Source organism: Desulfitobacterium sp. (genome assembly GCF_982384815.1).
The window spans coordinates 1-22,984 of record NZ_CEVWNY010000048.1 but is presented as its reverse complement, the minus strand read 5'-3'; the positions used below and the strand labels follow the sequence as shown (position 1 = coordinate 22,984).

General features: G+C 44.5%; 23 protein-coding genes. 15 read left to right on the top strand and 8 right to left on the bottom strand.

Annotation, left to right across the window (positions count from 1 at the left end; translation table 11 throughout):
* Positions 1 to 199: 199 nt before the first annotated feature.
* From AC1U9U_RS09065 to nrfD, 4 genes are all read left to right on the top strand, one after another.
* Positions 200 to 466, top strand: coding sequence for a CGCGG family putative rSAM-modified RiPP protein (locus AC1U9U_RS09065; protein WP_479960238.1), 267 nt, complete (start codon positions 200 to 202; stop codon positions 464 to 466).
* 326 nt (positions 467 to 792) lie between these two features.
* Positions 793 to 3,375, top strand: coding sequence for a molybdopterin-dependent oxidoreductase (locus AC1U9U_RS09060; protein WP_479960237.1), 2,583 nt, complete (start codon positions 793 to 795; stop codon positions 3,373 to 3,375).
* The gene (locus tag AC1U9U_RS09055) at positions 3,375 to 4,061 is read left to right on the top strand and encodes a 4Fe-4S dicluster domain-containing protein (RefSeq protein ID WP_479960236.1); all 687 of its coding nucleotides are present in this window, start codon (positions 3,375 to 3,377) and stop codon (positions 4,059 to 4,061) included. The genes AC1U9U_RS09060 and AC1U9U_RS09055 overlap by 1 nt, the downstream gene beginning before the upstream one ends.
* Positions 4,062 to 4,123: 62 nt before the next feature.
* Positions 4,124 to 5,419 carry an NrfD/PsrC family molybdoenzyme membrane anchor subunit gene (gene nrfD, locus AC1U9U_RS09050; protein WP_479960235.1) on the top strand — a complete coding sequence of 432 codons (1,296 nt, stop codon included), beginning with the start codon at positions 4,124 to 4,126 and terminating at the stop codon, positions 5,417 to 5,419.
* A 221-nt stretch (positions 5,420 to 5,640) separates the two neighbouring features.
* On the opposite strand, the gene AC1U9U_RS09045 is transcribed toward nrfD, so the two are convergent.
* Positions 5,641 to 6,702 (bottom strand): HD-GYP domain-containing protein, encoded by a 1,062-nt coding sequence (locus tag AC1U9U_RS09045; RefSeq protein ID WP_479960234.1) that lies wholly within the window; start codon positions 6,700 to 6,702, stop codon positions 5,641 to 5,643.
* 142 nt (positions 6,703 to 6,844) lie between these two features.
* On the opposite strand from AC1U9U_RS09045, the gene AC1U9U_RS09040 reads away from it, so the two are divergent.
* A complete protein-coding gene (locus AC1U9U_RS09040; RefSeq protein ID WP_479960233.1) occupies positions 6,845 to 7,813 on the top strand; it encodes an MBL fold metallo-hydrolase in 969 nt (322 codons plus the stop codon).
* Positions 7,814 to 7,890: 77 nt separating this feature from the next.
* On the top strand, positions 7,891 to 8,682 hold the full coding sequence (fdhD, locus tag AC1U9U_RS09035) for a formate dehydrogenase accessory sulfurtransferase FdhD (RefSeq protein ID WP_479960232.1): 792 nt from the start codon (positions 7,891 to 7,893) through the stop codon (positions 8,680 to 8,682).
* Between the two features lie 35 nt (positions 8,683 to 8,717).
* Here the strand turns inward: fdhD and AC1U9U_RS09030 are convergent, their stop codons facing one another.
* Both AC1U9U_RS09030 and AC1U9U_RS09025 read right to left on the bottom strand, forming a co-directional pair.
* Positions 8,718 to 9,263: a helix-turn-helix domain-containing protein gene (locus AC1U9U_RS09030; RefSeq protein ID WP_479960231.1), complete on the bottom strand. Its 546-nt coding sequence runs from the start codon at positions 9,261 to 9,263 to the stop codon at positions 8,718 to 8,720.
* 33 nt (positions 9,264 to 9,296) lie between these two features.
* Positions 9,297 to 9,836, bottom strand: coding sequence for a helix-turn-helix domain-containing protein (locus AC1U9U_RS09025; RefSeq protein ID WP_479960230.1), 540 nt, complete (start codon positions 9,834 to 9,836; stop codon positions 9,297 to 9,299).
* 123 nt (positions 9,837 to 9,959) lie between these two features.
* Between AC1U9U_RS09025 and sfsA the strand changes: the two genes are divergently transcribed.
* Positions 9,960 to 10,640 (top strand): DNA/RNA nuclease SfsA, encoded by a 681-nt coding sequence (sfsA, locus tag AC1U9U_RS09020; RefSeq protein WP_479960229.1) that lies wholly within the window; start codon positions 9,960 to 9,962, stop codon positions 10,638 to 10,640.
* A gap of 182 nt (positions 10,641 to 10,822) precedes the next feature.
* Here sfsA and AC1U9U_RS09015 read toward each other — a convergent pair whose 3' ends face one another.
* From AC1U9U_RS09015 to AC1U9U_RS09000, 4 genes are all read right to left on the bottom strand, one after another.
* Positions 10,823 to 11,974 carry a DegT/DnrJ/EryC1/StrS family aminotransferase gene (locus tag AC1U9U_RS09015; protein ID WP_479960228.1) on the bottom strand — a complete coding sequence of 384 codons (1,152 nt, stop codon included), beginning with the start codon at positions 11,972 to 11,974 and terminating at the stop codon, positions 10,823 to 10,825.
* A 53-nt stretch (positions 11,975 to 12,027) separates the two neighbouring features.
* Entirely contained in the window at positions 12,028 to 13,023 is a 996-nt protein-coding gene (locus tag AC1U9U_RS09010) for a glycosyltransferase family 4 protein (protein WP_479960227.1), read from the bottom strand.
* Entirely contained in the window at positions 13,020 to 14,012 is a 993-nt protein-coding gene (locus AC1U9U_RS09005) for a glycosyltransferase family 2 protein (RefSeq protein ID WP_479960226.1), read from the bottom strand. Before AC1U9U_RS09005 ends, AC1U9U_RS09010 begins: the two co-directional genes overlap by 4 nt.
* Positions 14,013 to 14,126: 114 nt before the next feature.
* On the bottom strand, positions 14,127 to 15,461 hold the full coding sequence (locus AC1U9U_RS09000) for an O-antigen ligase family protein (protein WP_479960225.1): 1,335 nt from the start codon (positions 15,459 to 15,461) through the stop codon (positions 14,127 to 14,129).
* 188 nt (positions 15,462 to 15,649) lie between these two features.
* On the opposite strand from AC1U9U_RS09000, the gene AC1U9U_RS08995 reads away from it, so the two are divergent.
* From AC1U9U_RS08995 to AC1U9U_RS08980, 4 genes are all read left to right on the top strand, one after another.
* Complete coding sequence (locus AC1U9U_RS08995) at positions 15,650 to 16,792, top strand: aminotransferase class V-fold PLP-dependent enzyme (protein ID WP_479960224.1); 1,143 nt, start codon at positions 15,650 to 15,652, stop codon at positions 16,790 to 16,792.
* 206 nt (positions 16,793 to 16,998) lie between these two features.
* Positions 16,999 to 17,277: a hypothetical protein gene (locus tag AC1U9U_RS08990; protein ID WP_479960223.1), complete on the top strand. Its 279-nt coding sequence runs from the start codon at positions 16,999 to 17,001 to the stop codon at positions 17,275 to 17,277.
* Between the two features lie 2 nt (positions 17,278 to 17,279).
* Positions 17,280 to 17,555 (top strand): phage holin family protein, encoded by a 276-nt coding sequence (locus AC1U9U_RS08985; protein ID WP_479960222.1) that lies wholly within the window; start codon positions 17,280 to 17,282, stop codon positions 17,553 to 17,555.
* On the top strand, positions 17,531 to 17,743 hold the full coding sequence (locus tag AC1U9U_RS08980) for a hypothetical protein (RefSeq protein ID WP_479960221.1): 213 nt from the start codon (positions 17,531 to 17,533) through the stop codon (positions 17,741 to 17,743). The genes AC1U9U_RS08985 and AC1U9U_RS08980 overlap by 25 nt, the downstream gene beginning before the upstream one ends.
* A 111-nt stretch (positions 17,744 to 17,854) precedes the next feature.
* Here AC1U9U_RS08980 and AC1U9U_RS08975 read toward each other — a convergent pair whose 3' ends face one another.
* Positions 17,855 to 19,039, bottom strand: coding sequence for a S1C family serine protease (locus AC1U9U_RS08975; protein WP_479960220.1), 1,185 nt, complete (start codon positions 19,037 to 19,039; stop codon positions 17,855 to 17,857).
* Between the two features lie 339 nt (positions 19,040 to 19,378).
* Between AC1U9U_RS08975 and AC1U9U_RS08970 the strand changes: the two genes are divergently transcribed.
* The 4 genes from AC1U9U_RS08970 (at position 19,379) to AC1U9U_RS08955 (ending at position 22,958) form a co-directional block, all read left to right on the top strand.
* Positions 19,379 to 20,515, top strand: coding sequence for a Spo0B domain-containing protein (locus AC1U9U_RS08970; RefSeq protein WP_479960219.1), 1,137 nt, complete (start codon positions 19,379 to 19,381; stop codon positions 20,513 to 20,515).
* A gap of 15 nt (positions 20,516 to 20,530) precedes the next feature.
* Entirely contained in the window at positions 20,531 to 20,998 is a 468-nt protein-coding gene (locus AC1U9U_RS08965) for a sensor histidine kinase (RefSeq protein WP_479960218.1), read from the top strand.
* A 78-nt stretch (positions 20,999 to 21,076) separates the two neighbouring features.
* A complete protein-coding gene (locus AC1U9U_RS08960) occupies positions 21,077 to 21,802 on the top strand; it encodes a response regulator (protein WP_479960217.1) in 726 nt (241 codons plus the stop codon).
* Positions 21,803 to 21,944: 142 nt separating this feature from the next.
* Positions 21,945 to 22,958, top strand: a complete 1,014-nt coding sequence (locus AC1U9U_RS08955; RefSeq protein WP_479960216.1) for a TRAP transporter substrate-binding protein — start codon at positions 21,945 to 21,947, stop codon at positions 22,956 to 22,958.
* Positions 22,959 to 22,984 lie beyond the last annotated feature (26 nt).

Sequence of the window (22,984 nt, the reverse complement as noted above, 5' to 3'; positions counted from 1 at the left end):
ATGGAACAATCTACTGGGGATGCGGAATCCATACGGATATATTTACCTCATCGGTCAGAGCTCTCATTAGCGGGATCAATAATATGAAAAAAAGCGTCCAAGCTTTTTGCAGTTTTTAATATTGATTTAAAGCACAGTTTTTTTTCTTGCTGCATGGTATCCTTATATTTAAACAGGTGAAGGATTAAGGAGAATAGCCATGATAAATAAGGATCATTCTGTTGGCCTGGAACATGATGATTATGAAAAGGACATCAAGCTTGTCATTAAAGATGCCCTTGAAGCGGTTGCCGATACCGGCGCTGGGTATTACGTGAACGTTGTGACGCCTGCGACTTTTGGCAATCCACTTGATTATTTAGCAGAAATTCTCGATCAACAATTTGGCGGTCGGGTAAAGTATCAATTTATTGATCAATGTGGCTGCGGTGGTTATGTCCTGCGGGTCTGGAGGCTCGCTCTTTAGACTTGCAGGTAAGACGGAAAATAATAGAGAAGATGCTTATAGTACTTATGAGCGTTTTTTTAAGCATTAACTTATGAAAAAGAAGATATTCTCTCATGCAAACCCTCTAGATTTCTAGAGGGTTTCTTATTTTTTAGAGGGTCGATTTTCGAGAATTGGCGAGACTTTTTTAACCAGGACTGCAGGGGGTGCCCTGAATCCTTGATGTCAAGCGATTTAAGAATATTTGCGAAATTACTGCCGTGTTGGCATGGAACTTGCTATTTAATATTCCCTACAAATCTAAATTAAGCAAATAACCAAAAATTGGACTGGAGTGATAAGAAGTGGGAAAAGACAAGGTTAGGCTCTCGCGACGCCAATTTCTGAAAGGGACAGCGGCCACCGGTGTTTTAGTTGGCACTATGGGTGCCGTGGGGTTCGCTAACAAGGCTGTCGCCGATGAAGTGGTTCCTGGGAAGAGAGGGGCGGCTCCCAATCTTAAGACGATTCGCACCACCTGCTCTCCCAACTGTACCGGGGCCTGCGGGATGAATGCCATTGTCGAGAATAATGAGCTCAAGGCTATTGTGCAAGCCGCAGACTATCCGGATCAGGAGTATAATCCACGGGGGTGTTTAAAAGGTCTGTCGATGATGAACTTGGTTTATGGACCTGATCGCTTAAAGACTCCGCTGATTCAAAAAGGTAAGCCCGGTGTAGATGAATTGCAAAAGGCTACTTGGGAAGAAGCCCTTGATTATACTGCCCAAAGGCTTAAAGACATAGCCGCCAAATACGGTCCGGAATCGATTGGGGTTGCCTTTCAAGTGGGCGGGACCAGCTATGTTCATAAAGGAGCCATGTCCCGCCTGGCCACTCTGGCAGGCTGGAATATTCATCATGCCTACGACCAAAATGGCGATTTGCCCATGTTCTGGCCCATGACCTTCGGCGTGCAGTCAGAGGAACTTGAGCCCAGTGAATGGCTAAATGCTCGTTACATGGCGGTATTTGGTTCCAATATTTTAGCTACCCGTTTGCCGGATGCCCATTTTCTAGTTGAGGCAAGAAATAAAGGGGCCAAAGTCGTCGTTTTCGACCCCAGCTATAGTCCGACGGCGGCCAAGGCCGATGAGTATATACCCATCAATGGCAGTAGTGATGCCGCCGTAGCTTTAGGGATTTGTAAAGTCATTTTGGATGAGGGCCTTTATGATGAAACTTTTATTAGGACCTTTACAGATCTACCCCTACTGGTACGCTCAGACAATGGTAAACGCCTAAAAGCAGATGAAGTAGAAGGGCTAAGTAAACCGGAGGATACCCCGGCCTATCGGGAAGCCTTTGTCGTCTATAACGGGAATTTCTTAGCGGTTCACCCCGAAAAGCTGGACCTGCCGCAGGATCTTATCCTTGAAGGGGAGGTAGAGGTTCCTCTTAGAAATGGCGAGAGAGTCAAGGCCAAACCCGTTTTCCAGCTTCTCAAGGAGGGCTTAAATCTATATACCCCCGAGGTAGTTGAGAAGGAATCCGGAATGAAGACTGAAACCCTTGTCCGCATTGACCGGGAGATGGCGACTGCAAAGCCGCTCCATATTGTCTATGGCGCCAGCAATTATCAGTGGTATCATGGCGATCTCAAGGGGCGTGCCCTTGCCCTGATTAATGTATTAACGGGGAACATCGGACAACCGGGGGCGGGGATCTCAACCTATGCCGGACAATACCGCATTCGTATTAAAGTGGGGGAATGGTGGGTTCCGGAGGGACGCAAGCAAAATTGGCTGCCTTTCTTATATGTGTTAAATGGCCCCACGAAAAATATTAAAGCAAAGTATCCCCAACAGGGAATTAAGGCTCTAATCTTCGGTTGGGGCAATCCCTTTGATCAGCACAATATGGCCAATATCCTCCGGGACCGGGTTCAATCCGGGGAATTAGAGTTTGTGGCCAACATAGATTTCCAAATGACCACCAGCTGTCAGTACAGCCATGTGGTCCTCCCGGGTGTAACCTGGTATGAAAAGACGGATCTCACAGCATCACCGGTTCATCCTTATCTGCAGTTGCAACAACCTGCTATCCCACCGGTTTACGAGGGAAAACCGGAGCTTTGGATCTTCCGAGAATTGGCTAAACGCTTGAATCCTGAGTTTGAAAAGTATTTTTTCCCTGGATTGGAACCGGATCAGGCTGCGGAAGAGGCTATTAAGCTGATGCTGAAAACCGGAGGACCTAATTGTGAAGGAATCACCTTGGAACAGCTAAAGCAAGGACCTGTCCGCTTAAAGTCGGAGGTGCCGGGTAATCGGCAGATTCCCTTTTATGAGCAAGTCCATGGTAAACGTCCCTTCCCGCCCCAAAGCCTCCCGGCTAAGCTGGAACAAACGGCTCAATTCGTAAAGAGCGGGCGGATCGAATTCTACAAAGATGAGGATGCCTTCCTGGAAGCGGGGGAACAGTTGCCGGTTCATAAGCCTCCTTTTGAGGAAAGTGAATACGCCCTGAATCCGGCAGCCCGCGAAAAATACACCTTCAACTTTGTTACCCGTAATGCCATTTATCGGGTTCACTCTACTCATTCCAATAACATCTGGATGAATGAGCTTCAAGAAGGCAAAGCCAGCGTTTGGCTGAATCCAACGGATGCTGCGGAAAAAGGCATCCAACACGGAGACGAAGTCGAAGTCTATAATGACCGGGGAAAACTCCTGGCTTACGTTGTAGTGGATCCCGGGGTAGGTAGAAAGGTTGCCATGTTTGAACAGGGTTGGTGGAGCCGTTACCTTAAAGAGACCTCCTATAACAGCTTAACCTATCCCTTTATTAAGCCTACTCACGAGGTCTACTTTGTGCCGGGAATGTGGGCCCCTAATACTGCTTGGAATGAATGCCTCTGTGATGTTAAAAAGGTGGGTGATAAGTAATGAGATTGGGAATGGTCATTGATTTAGATAAATGCATCGGTTGTCGTACCTGTGCCGTAGCCTGCAAATCCCATAATGCTCAGCCACCGGGCACCTGGTGGAACCGGGTTTTCACTCCCGGAAGTCCCTATCATCAAAGCGCCGTTGGCGAAGAGGGTAATCTACAGATGAATTTCTTGCCGGTATCCTGTCAAATGTGTGACAATGCGCCTTGTGAAAAGGTATGTCCGGTAGGAGCCACTTACACCGATGAACGGGGAGTAGTCCTGGTAGATTTTGAACGATGCATCGGCTGTCGGTATTGTATAGCCGCCTGCCCCTATAATGTTCGGCAGTTTAATTGGGAGGACCCTAAAAATGTCAAAGAACGGGCCGGGTATAAAGAGGGTTATGAATACGGTTACCCCGCAGAGGCAAGGGACAAAGACGGACGTCTTGTTTATACCCCCAATCGCCCGGTGGGAGTAGTAGAAAAATGCACCTTCTGTTTCCAATATACCTCGCAAGGAGAAGAACCGGCCTGTGTTCGAGCCTGTCCTTCCAAAGCACGGATTTTTGGGGATTTAGATGACCCCGATTCCGAGGTAAGCCGCTTAATTCGTGACCGCCAAGGCTTCCGGCTCAAAGAGGAGCTGGGGACAAAGCCTAAAGTCTATTATCTGCCGGCAAGTAAACCAAATCGGTAATTGTGCTATCCCAATCCGAAAGTCTGATAGAAACATAATATTTATGAAAGGGTGAGAAAAACTTGGCTCAAAATAATGTGGTAACAACCCAAACTACCCGTGTGGCCGGTAACCCCCTGAATAAAGTGCTGGTGCTGGCGGCGATACTATTATTGATTAGCCTCAGTGCCTGGGGGTATCAAATAAAGGCAGGCCTTATTGTCACCAACATGCGGAATTCTTTTAGCTGGGGACTATATATCGCTACCTTCGCCTTTTTTGTCGGAATTGCTGCCGGGGGGTTGATAGTCTCTTCTTCCGTCTATCTCTTTAATCTTGAAAAATTGAAGCCCCTAACCAAGATTGCCTCCTTATCGGCCTTTGCCTGCAGTCTGGGAGCGGGTGCCATGATTTTACCGGATATTGGTCGGGTGGACCGGATCTATAATATGTTTCTCCATCCCAACTTAACTTCCCCACTGGTATGGGACGTAATCGTTATCAGTGCCTATTTGCTGGTCACTTTCTCAAGTGTCTATGTTCAGCTTTTGCCGGATTGGAAGAAGGAAGGGCGAGGCTTTTTGAATGGCTGGACCAAGAAATATTCCCAAGAGGAGATTTATCTTTTCTCGAAAAAGTGGTCCAAGCGCGTAGCGATAATCGGTTTGCCTTTTGCTGTCCTCATCCATACGGTAACTGCCTTGATCTTTGCCACCCAAGCCTCTAGGACTTGGTGGAATACGGCAGTTCTGCCGCCGGACTTCGTAGCCGTAGCGGTAGCCTCCGGGACAGCCCTGGTGCTTGTGATTTCCCTTTTATACGTGGGAAAAGAAAGGTTTTCCGAATATCATGATGCTTTTAAAACTCTTGCTCTTATTGTAGCCGGAGCCTTAGTTGTTCACTACTTCTTCGTCGCTGTGGATCTCCTTATTCATGGCTGGTGGGGAGGGGCTGAAGGTCATGAGCTTTTTGCCCTTCTCTTTGGTAAATATGGCTTGCTCTACGGCACGGAGCTGCTTCTTCCCGCCTTTACCATGATTTACTTCTTTACCCAAAAGGGCAAAGGTTCCCGTACCGCTTTAATTTTAGGCAGTATTCTGCTCTTTGTCGGGGTTTTCGCACACCGCCTCATGCTGATGTTCCCTTCTTTTAATGCAATTCCTTTAAGTTTTAATATCAATGGGACGGGAATTGAGAATTGGGCTTATCCGGTAGCCATCGGGGAGTATCAAGAAGGTCTGTCATCTTTTGCCAGCTCATGGCCCTATTTTCCCTCCGGGATTGAAATGGCCTTGGGGCTACTACCCTTTGGTGTAGTGTTATTTGTCGTTGCTTTTGCACTTAGACTGTATACCTTCTTGCCTGGTATGAAAAAGTAGTAAGATCAATCAAGGGACAAATTCTACGCCATCAGCCTAGAAAAGAATGAAGCTCAAAGAAAAAAGCTAGTAAAATAAAAAGGGAAGCAAATCAAATGATATGCTTCCCTTAATTCTACTCAGAAAAGGACTTGAAAGCGTAGCTTAACGGATGTGCGATAAGCTACACGACCCAGACCTCTTTTTAGTCATCAGATGGTGCTGCACAGAAAAATGGCAGGCTACTCAAGCAAAGATTCGATAAATAAGGTGCGCTCCTCAACAAGGTTATACTCCTTAGCTTGTACATCGGAAAGAGTTTTGTCAGCCAATAATACTCTGACTATCGGGCGCATAGGCAGGCTTTTGTTTTGATCTACCACGATACCGATTTCCCCTGTGCTGAGCTTGACCGTGCAGCCTGTGGGGTATGCGGCGATATGTTTTAGAAAAGTAATAATGAGATCCTTAGGGAAGAATTTTTCAGCACTGCCCATCAGGATTTCGCAGGCTTCGTAAGGGGCGATTCGGGTATGGCCAGGTCCGTCATTGACTAAGTTATCGTAGAAATCGGCGATGCCCACAATCTGAGCCCATTGATGCACGGAATCACCCTCAAGATTGCGGGGATAGCCGCTACCGTTTAAACGCTCATGATGTTGAAAGGCAATATGGGCACTAAGTAGATTTAACTCCCGTTTGGTTCTCAGAAGATCGAAGCCGTAGTTGGTATGAGTTTTATAGAGCTCAGCCTCTTCCGGCGTAAAGGGTTCTCGCTTATTCAAAAGTTCTTTAGGCAGCTTCACAGTTCCAATATCGTGAAATAATGCGCCAATGGCCAATCCTTCTAGATTTTCTCGATCAAGATTTAAGGCCTTACCTATGACAATAGAAAGAACGGAGACGTTAACCGAATGAGCAAAGATTTGATTATCATAGGTCCTCATATCCGCCAAGCCAATAAAGATATCCTTTTGAAAAAGGATATCCTGGATGATATTGTTGATGGTTTTCTTGACGGTAAAACCATCAAAGTCTTTACCGACTTTTACCGCCTGAACAGCGTTGTCTAAAGAATTCATCGCCTCACGACGGTGTTCTTCGGTAATTACATCTTCTATTTCGATATCCTTGCTTTCCTCATCATCTATATAAACGATACTGATTCCAAGTTTTTTAAGGCGTTCTATGTAAGAAGCGGTTAGTTTTATCCCTCGCCCCAATAATACCCGCCCATCGTTGGCATAGATAGTGCGGCCAAGGATATCACCCGGCTGTAATTTACTAAGACTTAATTGACGCATTGAGATATCTCCTTTTCACGATAAGCAATTACTATTATTATAAGTGTTAAGTTGAAGCTAGACAATCTTAGGTGCATTCCCTTTGAATTTAGACGTTTTTGTGCTAGAATTATCAGAATAATGTTGTTTTTGAGGTGAAGCAATGATTCGAGAGATTTACCCCCATATTTATTTAAATGAGGTTCCGCTGCCCAAAAATCCGCTCAAGATCTTAAATAGCTATATTATAGTTTCTAAGGATCGCAATCTGATTATCGATACCGGGTTTAACTTGGAAATATGTAAAGATGCCTTTATGGCCGGAGTGGAGAAGCTGCAAATAGATCTGAAAAAGACTGATTTAATCTTAACTCATATGCATGTGGACCATACGGGATTGGCTGATTATTTAAGGGATTTGGGCTGTGAAGTTTATATTGGCAAGAAGGATGGAAAACTTTTAAACAACTTTAGGTCTTCCCCGGATTTTATTCTGAGTGAACTTACGCGGGCCCTTAATTTAGATAAACAATTCCTTTCTGTAGTTAATGAAGAATTTGGCGCGGAAGCCGATGGGCCTTTTGTATATTCTCCTTTAGAAGAAGGGGACTGCTTAGAAGTAGGTCCTTATAAATTTGAGGTAATCGATATTCCAGGACATAGCCCTGGTCACATCGGCTTATATGAGCCTAATCATAAACTGTTTATCGGCGGCGACCATATTCTGAATGAAATAACTCCCAACATTACCTTTTGGCATTTCAAGATCGATAGTCTTGGGAATTTCATCGACAGTCTGCTAAAAATCAGCCGGTTTGAAATAGATTTGGTATTTCCGGCTCATCGCAGCATTATTAAAGATCATCGGCAACGGATTAAGGAACTGATTGCCCACCATGAGGAGCGTCTGTCGGAAATCACGGAAATTCTGCGAGGCGGCAGAAAAACAGTTAGTGGAACAGCGGCGCAAATGCATTGGGACTTAAAATATAAGAACTGGAACGACTTTCCGGCGGCCCAAAAGTGGTTTGCCTCAGGCGAAGCAATGGCCCATTTGGAGCATCTGGTTTACGAAGGAAAAGCTCAACGGATACGGGAAAATAATGATCTTTATTATGAATTGATTGTATGATTAAATAGTATTAAGTCCTACCACAGCTAATTTCCACCAGATCTTTAGCAGATGATGCAGAACAAGGGGGGATAAAAATGGAATTAGCAAATTCAATCCAGACCCGGGTTGTTAAAATTAAGGGAGCAGATCAATGTATTACCCAAGAGCAGGTTGTGGTAGAGAAAGCCCTCACTGTCTATATCAATGGTAAAGAATTTGCAACAATGATCTGTACGCCAAGTCAGGAGAAGGAATTAGTAGCGGGCTTTCTATGTTCGGAAGGGATAATCAGCCATCCCGATCAATTAAAAAAGCTCACCTTAGATAAAAAAGAAGGGCTAATTTGGGTAGAGACTACAGAAGGAAGAACCATAAGTGAAGATCTCTTTCTCAAACGTTACCTTACTTCTTGCTGCGGCAAAGGAAAAAGTTCCTTTTACTTTGCTAACGATGCCAGATTAGCGCAAAAAGTTGAAAGCCAACTGCAGATTTCTGCACAGGAAGTTACTCAATACAGCAACCTCCTTGAAGACGCCTCTGTGCTTTTTCATCTTACAGGGGGAGTTCATGGGGGGGCCTTGGCTTCAAAGGGAAAGCTGGATTACCAAGTTGTAGATATTGGGCGGCATAATGTCTTGGATAAATTGTATGGTCATGCTTTCCTGGAGGGAATTGACCTTTCACAAAAGGTAGTTGTTTTTAGTGGACGCATTTCTTCAGAAATCCTTATCAAGACAGCCAAGATGGGATGTCCGATTCTGATCGGAGTCTCTGCACCAACTGATTTAGCACTTAAACTTGCCAATGAACTAGGGATAACGGTCATAGGATTTGCTCGGGAAAACAGTATGAATGTCTATACCCATACGGAACGGATAATTATATAGATAAAAGGCTCTAAAAGCAGTCGCTTTTGGAGCCTTTAAAAATGAAATTCTTCCGGAGGGGTAACTACGACAATAAGCTTCCGGGGAGTACCGGGTTTGTTATTGTCCCAGTGTAAGATAGAAGCATCAAAATAATGGGAATCTCCGGCCTTCAGGGTATAGTCTTCTTTACCTACACAAATGGCACTTTCTCCTTCGAGGATATGGATCAATTCCACTCCTTTATGGGAGTAGACATTTTTATCCAAATGGGTTGTAGCAACAATATATGCTCCCATCAGGTCAGTTTTACTATTGTCAATTAGTAAACGCCACTTCCTGTCCTCGGCGGTAAGAAATAATTGGTCGTCCTTTTTAACAAAACTATAAATTACCTCTTTATCCGCGTCTAAAAAGAAGGACTCAAAAGGCACATGCAGCACTTGGGCTATTCTTTTTAGAGTAGCTAAGGAGGGGCTGACAATATTCCTCTCGATTAGGCTGATGTATCCGTTGCTTAAATCCAGTTGGTCAGCCAATTGGGTAGTTGTTAGGTTGCGCCTTTTACGGATTGCACGAATGAATTTACCAACTTCAATCAATAAATATCACCCTTCTTATTCAAGTTGCTCAAATTAGAAAATTACTGCCGGAGATGTAGCTACAAATAGTTTTAGAGTTTCTTTTGATTTGCTGCCAATCCAATGGGGAACACTACTATTAAAGAATAAGGAATCTCCTTCGGCAAGAAAGAACTCCTTTTGGGCAACGTGGAAGGTCATTTCCCCTGCCAATACATAGACTAACTTTGCCCCGGCACGAAATATAAGCTCTTCCCCGACCAGGTCTGTAATTTCAGCAATATATGCGCCCAGTTTCCTTTGCCCGGAATTATTAATGAGAAAGCGGATTGTAGTTCCGGAATTGATTTTAATCACTTTCTGAGCATGCTCCGGTACATAGGTGGAGGTAAATTGAGGATTTACAAAGAAGGAAGAGATAGGATACCCCAAAGCTTGAGCAATCTTCTCTAAAGTAACTAGGGAGGGACTGGCCAAGTTTCGTTCAATCTGACTTAAGTGACTGATAGTCAGTGCTGTTTTTTCGGCAACATCTTTTAAACTAAGTTTTTGATTCTTGCGCATGAAACGAATTGCCGAGCCTAAATCTGCCACGAAGATTCCCCCCTTATACAATTTTACTAGGGACATTATAACTGATTTTCAGAAAACTTTGCACTATTTTCTGAATTATATATCGTAAAGTTGGAAAAAAATTTATTGAGCTGCAGGTGAAGTATGCACTACCAAAACATCAGGGAAGGGAGATTTCTTTCCCGCCCCAACCGATTCATAGCCCTGGTGGAAATTAACGGGAAAGAAGAGGTTTCCCACGTTAAAAATACCGGTCGCTGTAAAGAATTACTGATTCCCGGGGCGACGGTCTTCCTCCAGGAAGCGGATTATGAACATCGGAAAACAAAATACGATTTGATCGGAGTCCGCAAGGGAAAGCGTTTGATCAATATGGATAGTCAAGTACCCAATAAGGTCTTCCAGCAATGGGTCCTTGAAAAGGGTTATTTCCAAGACCTTAAGCTTATTAAGCCGGAGTATAAATATCAAAACTCCCGATTTGATTTTTACCTTGAAGCGGGCCAAAGGAAAATACTTGTTGAGGTGAAGGGGGTAACCCTGGAGGAAGAGGGAGTTGCCCTTTTTCCCGATGCTCCGACAGAGCGGGGAGTCAAGCATATCCAGGAGCTGGTCCTGGCCGGCACTGAAGGATATGAAGCCTATCTGGTTTTCATAATCCAAATGAAAGATGTCAAATATTTTACCCCTAATGTAAAGACCCATCAAGCCTTTGGTGAAGCACTAGCTGAGGCTCAAAAGCTTGGTGTAAAGATTCTCGCCTTGGATTGTCTAGTTACCCAAGACTCTATTGTGGCAAGAGATTTCGTAGAGACTCGGCTGTAATTTTTTCAGTCATTTATAGATTGTATCCAGCAACTACTTTGGAATTTTAAATACTAAACAGCCAGCAGGCCCTAGGACCTTGCTGGCTGTTTGGTAGATTCAGTCTTTCATGCCACCCAACGGTGTTGGAAATTCATGGAGAAGGGGATTTTGGTCAAGATTCATCCCTTTTCGAGATATTGCTATGCCTTTTTCAAGACATTTTTAATAATCCCAATAACTCTCTCTTGTTCAGCCTCTGTCATATTGGTCCCAGATGGCAGGCAGATGCCCTTAGCAAAGAGTTCATCGGAGATGCTGGTCCCTTCTTGGTGAGGGAAATACCGACAGTCCTTAAAGACCGGCTGAAGATGCAGTGGTTTCCAGACGGGGCGGCCTTCGATATTATGTTCTGCCAAAGAGTCAAGCAAATCATTGACCGTAATGCCGGTTTTTTCCGGATCAACAGTTAGGGTAGTAAGCCAACGGTTACAACGTCCATAAGGTGCTTCGGGCATGAAGTCGAAGCCATCTACAACCTTTAAGGCTTCAAAGTAACGGTCAAAGATAGCGCGCTTGGTATTAACCCGATCTTCGATGACTTTCATCTGACCACGGCCAATCCCGGCTAAAACATTGCTTAAGCGGTAGTTGTAACCAATCTCGCTGTGTTGATAATGCCTGGCTTTGTCCCTGGCTTGGGTAGCCCAGAAACGAGCTTTATTTAAGGCTTCAAGGTTATCGGAAACTAACATTCCCCCCCCTGAAGTGGTGATGATTTTATTGCCATTAAAGGAAAAGGTTCCGAACCGACCAAAGGTGCCGCAAGGTTTGCCCTCATAAGTTGCCCCCAGGGCCTCGGCAGCATCTTCGATTACCGGAATATCGTATTGAGCAAAAAGTTCAAGCAGAGGCTCCATATTGGCGCTTTGTCCATAGAGATCAACGACCACTGCAGCTTTGGGAACTTTACCTTCCTTTTTAAGCACTTCTAAGGCTCTTGCTAAAGCCTGGGGAGACATATTCCAGCTTTCCCGGTCAGAATCAATAAAGACGGGCTCTCCGCCTTCATAGACGATGGGATTAGCACTGGCGGAAAAAGTTAAAGAAGAACAGATGACCAGGTCCCCTCGTTTTATTCCCAGTAATTTTAGGGCTAAATGAATGGCAGCGGTCCCCGAACTTAAGGCGAGAGCCCCTCTAGTGCCGACATAGTCGGCGACTTGCTGTTCAAAGGCATCGACATTGGGGCCTAAAGGGGCAATCCAGTTCGAAGTGAATGCTTCCTCGATATATTCTTGCTCATGGCCGCTCATGTGTGGAGCAGAGAGATGAATTCGTCGTTCAGTGTCCATTGACCTTTCCTCCTAAAATAATATCTAAGTAAATAGTTGTTAACAACTTACGGTTATTGTCTTTTATTTACGGCCTTCTTAAGGGAACGTTTTTCATATTTGCTTTCAGCTAAGAGGTTAAAGCTGACCACCAAGATCACCATCGCCCCTAATACAGTGATCAAAGATACAACTGCCAGCGGAAGAGATTGGCGGGTATAATTAAAAAATCCCAGGAAGCCAAATAAGGCCGTAATCCCGTAAACTGTTAACACAGTGGACAGATAGCCTAGTCCGACTTGGTCCACAAGTAAATTATAGCTATGACTGCGGTCGGGAGCAAAAATCGGTTTGTGATTGACTTTGCGGCGGATGATGCTTAAAGCCGTATCAAATAAAGGGTAGGCCAGGATGAGCAAGGTCACTGTTCCCCCAACCCAAGGGGAAGCAGAATTTTGCTGGGCAATTATCCCCATTATTGCCAAGAGATACCCCAGCAGCATACTTCCCGTATCCCCCATAAAAATCTTGGCAGGCCGGAAATTATAAATCAGAAAACCAATCAAAGACCCGAGCAGAGGAAGAACGATAACGTTTAATTTGGGAATTCCGAAACTGAAGAAAACCAGGGTGGAGATTGCGGCTACTCCCCCGGCGAGGCCATCCATTCCATCAATCAGGTTAAAGGCATTCATAAGCCCAATTATCCAGATGATAGTGACTAACATATCAAGTACATTGCCAAAGAGTACAAACTTATACCCACTAACCGCTGTCAAAATAGCCAGTGCTAATTGCCCGAGCATCTTACCCTTGGGACTTAGATTCTTTAGGTCATCAAGCAGTCCCAAAGCGGTTGCCCCAATCATTAAGAGTGTAGGCACCAGCAAAGGAGCACCTTGACCGGTAAAGAATAGTCCTCCCAGCAATCCCGCTAAGATCGCGATCCCTCCGGCTTTAGGAGTTTCACGGGTATGAATGCTCCGGTAATTGGGTTTATCAATAATGCGGTAGCGGATAACTAAAGGTATCAAAAGTACCGTAAGGGCTAGGCTGATGCTAAAGCTCATTGGCTGTCAACTCCGTTAAAGGTTTGTTTAACTAAGGAAATCAGGGACCCTAGACCATAGGATATATGTAAACTGGGAAAGAGAGCAAAAAGCTTGAAAAACTCCGACACACTTTCCGCCAGCTTGGCACTTACAAGAAAATCTAGCAGCAGGTAAGGACCGGCCACTAAAGCGAAGAACCAAGGGGAGAAAAAGATTGACAAAAGGATGGAAAAAAGTATTCCCAACACAAAGACTAAGGGCACAAAATGACGCCAGGAGAGGGACTGGGCACATAGTTTAGCAGTGATGATATTCCAATAACCATTGCCATAGCCTTGCTTAACAAATCTGGAAAAGCTTTCACGAGGAGCGTAGTAAGACTCGATGGCCGGGTCAAAATAAAGTGAATGGCCGAATTTACGGATACGATAATTCAATTCGATATCTTGATTGCGAATCAACCGCTCATCGAATAAGCCTGTCTCTTTTAAAACATCCATCTGATAAGCTCCGTAGGCGACAGTATCTACATAATCAGGTTTATCAGAGTAACGGAACTTGGAATTTCCCACCCCAAAGGGATGTCCCAGCACTTTACCGGCCAGCTTAGCAAACTCTCCAGTCGAGCGATTGATAAGTCTGCCCCCTACCACAGCCGCTTTGGTATCCTGCAGAGCACGTACACTGTTTTCAATAAAGTCAGGATGGGCGGTTGCATGGGCACTGAAGACTACGGCGATTTCCCCCTGAGCAGCCTTGAGACCAATATTCATACCGGTAGGGGTAAATCCCGTGGGGTTAGCTAAGAGCTTAACCGGATAAATCTTGCTAAGCTCCTCGACAATCTCCCGGGAACCATCGGTGGATTGACCGTCAACAATCATAATTTCCATCTTATCAAGGGGATAATTTTGTTTGACAAAGGTCTGAATACAGCGATCAATATATTCTTTCTCATTGCGCATCGGAATAACAATGGATACAAGTGGTTCTATAGCAGCTGCCAAAAGGCATCCCCCGTTCTCAGTCAGTCTCTGTTGATATTTTGTCTTTTAATGAAATGTTTTAACCTTGTTATGGTAAAGTGGCCTGGTAGCCACGCCCGAATTTTCTATGGCGAATTAACGAATTGTTTTAGAAGAATAGAAACTATGAGGAGTGATAAAATGTTCTTCTTTATTATTTATTACCAATGCCACCAGCAAGGCCACACTTACCCAAAGGGCAGGGTCTTCAAAGAAGCGGGCCTCCAACTGGGCACTGATAAAAATGGTTAAAATCCAACTGAAGTAGCCAATCCCTAGGACAAAGGTATAGCGGACAGTCTTGCTTAAACGATAGAGAGCATGGAGTAAGCTGAGCAAAAATAGGCAAAAACTGCTGATGCCCAGCCACCCTAGCTCAGCCATCACCGTAATTACCGAAGTATGAGATAGACTCACTCCGTCTCCGACAGTTTTATAATCAATATAATTGCTCAGAAACCGGGTCTGAAAAGCTCCCAGACCTACTCCCCAAAGGGGGTTGTCCTGAAACATGCGTAATCCTACTTTAATTAGGTAGAGTCTTTGCGAGCCTACAGCGGTAAAATCTTGTTGAATGTTGAGAAAACGTTCCAGCATGGCGGAATTGAGGAGAATTGCCCCAAGGCCGATGCCGCCGGTGATACCGATCGGGAGCACAATTCTTTTGCTGCGCAGCATGACCAGGAGAAAAACCATAACCACCGCTAAGGTGATGAGCCCCCCCCGGGACATAGTAATGACGAGCTGTCCCAGTAAAATGAACAAGCTAATTAAGTAAAGCCGGCGGGTAAGAGTAGTATTGGCCAGATATTGAAGAATGAGATTGGCGGCTATGGCCAGCACTAGGTAGCGAGCAAAGATATTGGGATCAACAAAGGTGGCGTTGACCCGAAAGTAATCGCCGAGGGCGTTGACATCCATCCAAATTAGCTTTCCGGTAAGCTTTTCGTAAAAGGTAATAGGAGCTAGACCCAAGCCAACTAAATGAACCAGATGAAAGGGGAACAAGAGGTTAAACTGAAAACGTGCCAGTAAAACTACCGAGAAATATAAGGCGATATAGATTAACAATCTGAGTCCTTCAACAATGGTTTTAGACTGATCGTAACTATGCTTAAAACTTCCCACAGCAATAATGAAATAAAGCAAAATGGCCCAAGTCACCGGCTGACTAAAGATCTCCCACAGGCGTTTGCGATATTCTATCTGCAAAATTACCCGGGCAAAGGCGGCGAGAATAATGGTATATGTAGTCAGTCGAGCCAGAGTGATCATTCCCAAGATACTACCGAGGAAGGGGACTTCCGGGTACCAGATCTTCGAAATATCCAGTGCAACTGCACCTAATAGCAATAGAATTAGTCCCTGTGGTCGAAAGACCCCGAGATAGAAAAGGATAACTAGGGTCAGAGCAAGTAATAACCAATCCATGCTGGGCCTCCTTACTGAATCCGACTTCAATCTCCAAACATTACTATACCACACAATTGATGGATAGTACTAAATCAAGAATAATTTAATTATGTAGAGGTAATTTATAATCCTAACTGTGCCATTCTGATTATAAAACTGATATTATTATATATGAAGTCAAGTCGTTTACCAAAGGTGGTTTGAAGATGATTTATTTTGATAATGCGGCAACAACTTGGCCTAAGCCGGAATCTGTCTACGAGGCAGTAGATCAATGCATGAGAAATAAAGGTGCCAACCCCAGTCGCTCAGGTCATCACCTAGCTTTGCTGGCCGGGCAGATTGTCTTAGAAACTCGGGGGCAAATTGCGGATTTTTTCAACATTCCTGATCCGCTCCGAGTGGTATTTACGTCTAATGCTACGGAGGCTCTTAACTTAGGCCTGAAAGGTTTATTAAAGCCAGGCGATCATGTTATTACCAGTTCGCTTGAACACAACGCAGTAACACGTCCTTTGGAAAAGCTGCGCAGTCAGGGAGTAGAAGTAACCAAGCTGGCTACATCTGCAAAGGAAGGGCTGCTTCCCAGTCAAGTCGAGGCCGCTCTGAAAAGGAATACCAAACTTGTCGTACTTAGTCATGGGTCCAATGTAGTTGGATTGATACAACCAATTAGCGATATCGGCAGGATCACTAGGGAAAAGGGAATCCTTTTTATGGTGGATTCTGCCCAGACTGCCGGTTCGATCCCTATCGATGTTCAGGCTATGGGCATTGACCTTTTGGTTTTTGCCGGACATAAAGGATTGCTAGGTCCACAGGGAACGGGAGGCTTGTATATAAGAGAAGATTTGCAATTAGATACCCTTAAGGAAGGAGGGACAGGTGCCAACTCTGAGGACCCCTTCCCACCGGACGAGAGCCCTGAGCGTTACGAGAGCGGCACCCTAAACACACCGGGAATTGCCGGCTTAGGAGCGGGAATTGAATTTATTCGTAAGGAAGGTATAGATCGGATTCGCCAAAAGGAAAAGGAATTAACCCAGCGGTTAATGAGAGGGCTTGCCGGAATTCCCGGCGTAATTATTTACGGTCCGGATAGTACCGTAGCAAGATTACCTGTTGTCTCTATTAATATTGAGGGGAAAGAGCCGTCAGAGGTTGCCTATTTTCTCGATAAGCTTTATGGAATCGCCACAAGACCGGGTCTGCACTGTGCCCCTGATGCCCATCGCTCTTTAGGTACCTTTAAGCAGGGGACGGTACGGTTTAGTATGAGTTATTTTAATAACATTCAAGAGGTAGACAGCTGTATTGAAGCAATCGCTAAAATCGCCGGGGCAAAGTAATTAAAAATGCCAAGTTTTCTTTAACAGATTTTTGCGATTTAGTAGAAAATTTGATTAAATTTTGCTAGAATAGTAATAGTACAATTCGCAAAAGGCGTGACTTTGAATGAATTGGCTGGATAAGCGGTCTGACAGCCTGTTGGACAACCCTGCCGATGAACTCAAACCAATGCCAAAGGTAAGCAAAATAGAGGAGGTAGAAAAAGATGCATTCAAACGAAACCACAAGTACACAAGGAAATTCTATTGATTTATCCGATGTCAAGGCAGCGCTTCTAATGGCAGTTGACTTAGGATACGAAGTAGTCAAGGAAGTTGCCCAGAAACCAATCGAGGCCGGTGAAGATGTTGCAAAAAAGGCTTGCGAAGAAGGAAAGAAAGTTGTCGAAAAAGGGGTAAGTACAGCTAAGGAGCATCCCATCGCAACCCTTCTAATTGCCTTTGGCTTGGGTTTCCTCGTTGTAAAACTCCTTAAGAGGAAGTAGTTATGGAAACTATAGCAGATGTTGTTATAAAATTCCTTGATTTACTTGAAGCTCAATTTACTGAATTTCGGAGTAAACTATTTAAAATACTAATTGCGATAGGATTACTCGTTGTCGCCTTAGTATTGGCAATCACTGCCTTTGTCATGTTTATCCACGGTGTTTTCCTTGGCTTGAGTCTGCATATGCCATCCTTCCTCGCTGCATTTGCTGTTGCCGCGCTGGCATTAATCCTGGGAGGGGGGTTGGTACTTTGGGCAAAGAAAAAAATAGCTTAAGCGTTGCAGAGGCAAAGCAACAGTTTCGAGAGTCAATGGCAAAGTTTCAACCTAAACAGATTTTAGCAGAAAATCTCTTAAAGTGCACAATGATTAGTTTTGTGGTAGGGATGATCTCAGCCGACTCAAGGAAATCGCGCGAGAGTTTGGTTAATCTTGCCGTCACAGTAGTTAAAAAAGCTTTGTAAGAATTATTCTGCCTCAAATGATTGGTATAAAATTATGTATAGTAAGAGGATCTCAAGGTTTATGACCTTTTGAGATCCTCTTTTTTCATCTGATTTCGAAGTGGATTGTAATTAGCGGCGGGGAGCCTGTGTTGGTAGTTCGCCTAGAGTGACTTTAACCTCTTTGGATTGTCCTCCGCGGACAAAGGTGACCGTAACTTGGTCCCCCACATTATGTTTATATATTTCCCCAATCAGTTGGGTCGAGTTTTCGACCTTGACTCCGTCTAAATGGGTGATGACATCACCTTCGGTTATTCCTGCCTTGCCGGCCGCCCCAGCGGGATCAACAGAAGCAATGTAAGCACCAAGGGGTAAATTATTGGCTTGGGCATAGGCAAGGTATTGGTCGCTGACAGAGACCAAGAGGGCTGGATGTTTGGCAGCTCCTGTTTCGATAAGCTGTTTAATTATGGAATTAGCTTCGGAAATGGGGATAGCGAAGCCCATGCCTTCAAAACCGGCCTTTGCGTATTTAGCGGAATTGATGCCGATTACTTCGCCATTATGATTAACCAAGGGTCCCCCGCTGTTGCCGGGGTTGATGGCGGCATCGGTTTGCAGCATATTGTAAAGTGTAGCTTCGCCGGACATTTCCAGCGTTCGATTAGTTGCCGAGATTACACCGGTTGTGACAGAACGGGCAAATTCGTTACCGCCGGGATTACCGATCGCAATAACAGCTTCACCAACTTCAATCTTTGAGGAATCACCAAATTTTACTTGGGTAAGATTGCTTGTATCGGTGATCTGCAGTACAGCTAAATCTGTCCGAGTATCTGTGCCGATAAGCTTGGCCTCAAGATTACGCCCGTCATTTAAGCTGACCATGATTTTTTGCGCATTCTCAATAACATGGTTATTCGTAGCGATATAACCTTTTTGAGCGTCAATGATGAACCCCGAGCCTGATCCGGCTTCGATCAGCTGCGAACTTTGGTTCTTGTTGCCGGTTCCAAATTCAAATCCATAGCCGAAATTATGAATGTTGGAAGCACTTTGATAATTCGAGATTCCAACCACGGCCGGTCCGACATTTTTGGCGACTTGCACAACGGGTGAATTGTCTTCATTAGTGTTGGAGTTTGACAGAAGGTCCACAGAAGGGGAGACCGAATTAGGGGCTGATTGGACTTCTATGGCTTTGAGAGTTTCCGGATATACATATTGGAGTATGGACACAGATGAGATTCCTCCCAAGATAGCACTGAATAAACATAAAGCAACTAATGGAAGGAAACGTTTCTTTTCATTCATAGCGAGAACCTCCAAAGTAATAAAATCTAGTGCGGAAGCACCTTTGTTCTAAATTCAGTATAAAACGTTTTTTTGAATAAAGCTTGTTAAAAAGTTAAAGAATAGCTGAATTTTCTTTGAACAAGTTGTGAACATATAAAATTATTTTTAACGGTCTATGATTTAATTCGCGTTAGTCGCTGTTAGAAAAGTTGCCGCCTCCAATGGACTGAATATTCTGAACATAGTATTGTTATTAGCTCTTAAAAATATTATCATAAAAGAGTAATGCCCTATATTTAACTCTTTTATAATAACGGGTGGAATAATTGAGAAATAGTTTACGGAGTGAGAATATGGATGATCCAGTTTAAACTGCGCACGAAGATTACCTTGCTTTCTTTTGGCCTAGTCCTGCTGTCGGTATTGGTTGCCGGGGTAATGATTGTGGAGCGTACCACCAATGTTGTGGAGGAAGAGATTGGTCAGCGGGCTATGGCAATTGCCCGAACTGTAGCCGAGAACAAAGACATCCAGGAGAATTTAGGCCAAGCAGAGGGTGCAGTGGTGATTGAACCTATTGCTGAGCGGATTCGTCAGGCCACTGAAGTTGAGTATATTGTTATTTTTGATATGAACCGGATTCGCTATTCTCACCCATTGCATGATCGAATTGGCACCGTGTTTGCTGATGGAGATGAGGGTCCCTCCTTACGCAAGCAGGAATATCTTTCCCAGGCGGTGGGGGTACTGGGGCCTTCGATTCGGGCATTTGTCCCGGTGATGACCGACGAAGGAACCCGGCAAGTGGGAGTAGTAGTGGTTGGTATTCTCGTTCCGACCATAAGTGAAATTTTGCAAGGCATTCGCTTTCAGCTTTATTCCTCTCTCTTTGTAGGAATAGTTTTTGGTTTTGTGGGGTCCTTTTACTTAGCTCGTCATATTAAAAAAAATATGTTTAGGATGGAACCCCAAGAAATAGCCCGAATTTTGGAGGAACGAGTAGCCATTTTCCAGGCCATGGGTGATGGAGTCATTGCCATTGACAGAGGGGGCGGTATTACCATCTGGAACAACGAGGCCCGCCGAATAGCCGGGATTTTATCGGAAAAACCCGATCCGGCAGATTGCCAGGTTCCGGAACAAGAACAAGACCTAACGAATTATCTGGGTATCCACGATGGATTAGTGGAGTGTTTGCGGACCGGAACAGTTCATGCTAATCGTGAGTTGGTGTTAAATAAAACTTTAGTTTTAGCGGATTTTCTCCCCATTAAGGTGAAAGAAGATGTTGTAGGGGCGGTTAGTATATTTCGTGATAAAACAGAAGTTCATAAAATTGCCGCCGAATTAACCGGAGTTCAGACCTTTGTGGAGGCTCTAAGAGTTCAAAACCATGAATCTCTCAATAAATTACATACGATAGCCGGACTTATTCAATTGGGTAAGCATCAAGAGGCCATCGACTATATTTTTGAGGTTGCGGAAGAGCAGTAGGAAGTCACCCGCTTTTTGAGCCGTAATATTCGTAATGCCAGTATTGCCGGATTACTCCTGGGCAAATATATGCGCGCCAAAGAGCTTAAGGTGGATTTGTTTTTTGATCCGGAATGCACTTTGCCGATATTGCCTCGAGGCATAGAAACGAATAATATCGTCATTATTTTAGGCAATCTCTTGGAAAATGCTTTAGAAGCTGTCAACGGTCAGAGCCTAAGGGAGATCCATTGCCTTATTGCTCAGGAAAAGAGGCAACTGTTAATGAGTATTGAGGATACCGGTCAAGGGATTTCTGAAAATATGCGGCGGCATATATTTGAATGGGGCTTTTCCACTAAGGATAAAAATGGCCACAATCGCGGCTTAGGGCTTTACTTAGTCAAACAAGCCGTGGATAGTATGGGGGGAAAAATAAGCGTTGAATCGGGAAATTGGGGAACTCGATTCTTGGTCAAAGTTTCCTTAAAAAACGTTGGTTAGCGAAATGTTTTTTAGAAATAAACGTATGATGGAAGTAGAAAAGGGTTTGAGGGGAATAAAAAGACCGGGAGGCAGTATATGGGCGAGATCGATTTATTCCTAGTGGAAGATGACCCAATGGTAATGGAAGTCAATAAAGGCTTCATTCAACAAGTTGGTGGTTTTAAATTTGTGGGGGAAGCGACCACCGGACAGAAGGCACTGGATCAGCTACCCTTACTTCGTCCTCAACTGACGATTGTCGATATTTACCTACCGGATATTAGCGGGGTTCAAATCGTCAAGGAAATTCGGGATCAAGGAATTGCCACAGATATTCTGATGATTACCGCCGCTCAAGATGTAGGAACTGTCCAGAAGATGCTGCGTTATGGGATTATTGACTATATTGTTAAGCCTTTCAAATTTGCCCGTCTCAAGGCAGCCTTGGAAAAGTACAAGGTTTATGTGGAACGCTTTAAAAGTGAGGGCCCCTTCGATCAAGCGGCTTTGGATCAGTTGATGTATATGAGTCTAAACTTGGAGAAAACTGCAATAAAGAGCGGATTTGCAGAAATTGAGATCCGGGAAATGGGGAAAGGGGAATTACCCAAAGGGTTGCGGGAGATAACCCTGCAACAAGTGTTGCGTTTCTTGGCCAAAAGAGGTAGGGGTTACTCTGCGGAAGAGGTGGCGGAAGGCATTGGCTTGGCGAGGGTGACCGCTCGGCGCTATCTGGAGTATTTGGAAAAGGTCGGTAAAGTATACCAAGAATCCCAGTACGGTACCGTAGGACGACCTATTAATAAATATCATCTTCTATGACCAAAATGAACTTTATTACCAATATGGTCAAATTATTGTCAAGAAACGGCCAAGGGCATATAGTTATCTAAAAAGTCGGAATAATCAGAATAGATGGAATAGACGGAACATTAATACATAGTCGCATGGGTGAGGGAGGTTAATGAGGAGTAAAGTATGGGCGGTCATCTTAGGCTGCTTGCTCATAGGGGTTACGGGTTGTCAAAAAAGTGTGGTTGATCAGCAGCAAGTGGCTAAGGGCGAACGGATAGTAATTAAGTTTTCTCATGTAGTAGCTGAGAATTCACCCAAGGGATTGGCGGCAAAGCGATTCGCCTCAATGGTAAGGGAAAGAACAGGGGGGTATGTGGAGGTTCAAGTCTACCCTAACTCTGAACTCTACAAAGATGGGGAGGAGTTTGATGCGTTAAGGGATGGTGCCGTGGAGATGATTGCCCCGGCGACCTCTAAACTGTCGGAGATGATTCCTGAGTGGCAGCTTTTTGATTTACCTTATGCCTTTAATGACCTCGAAAATATTCCTTACTTTCTGAAAGGACCTATTGGCAAAATGTTATTTGCCAAACTCGAGAGTCAAGGCATGTTAGGATTGGCACTTTGGCATAACGGGTTCAAGCAGATGACCAATAACTCCCATCCCTTGGTAAGTCCGGAAGATTATCAAGACTTACATTTTCGGGTGATGCCCTTTTCCAAGACCCTGCGGTATCAGTTCGAAGTTCTGGATGCCGCTGCGCAGCCCCTGCCTTTTAGTGATGTTCATGCGGCCTTAAAGGCCGGGGGTGTTGATGGAGAAGAAAATACTATTTCCAATATTTTCACCCAACGCTTTGATCAAGTGCAAAAGTATTTAACCATAAGCAATCATGGTTATTTAGGGTATGCCGTCATAGTCAATAAGCAATTTTGGGAGGGATTACCCCAGGATATCCGGGTAATTTTAGAAGAGACTTTGGCGGAAGTAACAATTTGGGAAAGAGAAAAGGCCAAGGAAGTTAATGCCGAACAATTAGCAGCTTTAGAAAAGGAGGGGCAAATCGAGATTCATTATCTAACTGCCGACGAACGGCAAGCTTTAAAGCAAGCCTTGGAACCGGTATATGCCATGTTGGCAGCGGATATCGGTGTGGAGTTAGTAGAGCTAATGCACAATTAAACTCATAAGGGGGGTGGTGCGGAGGG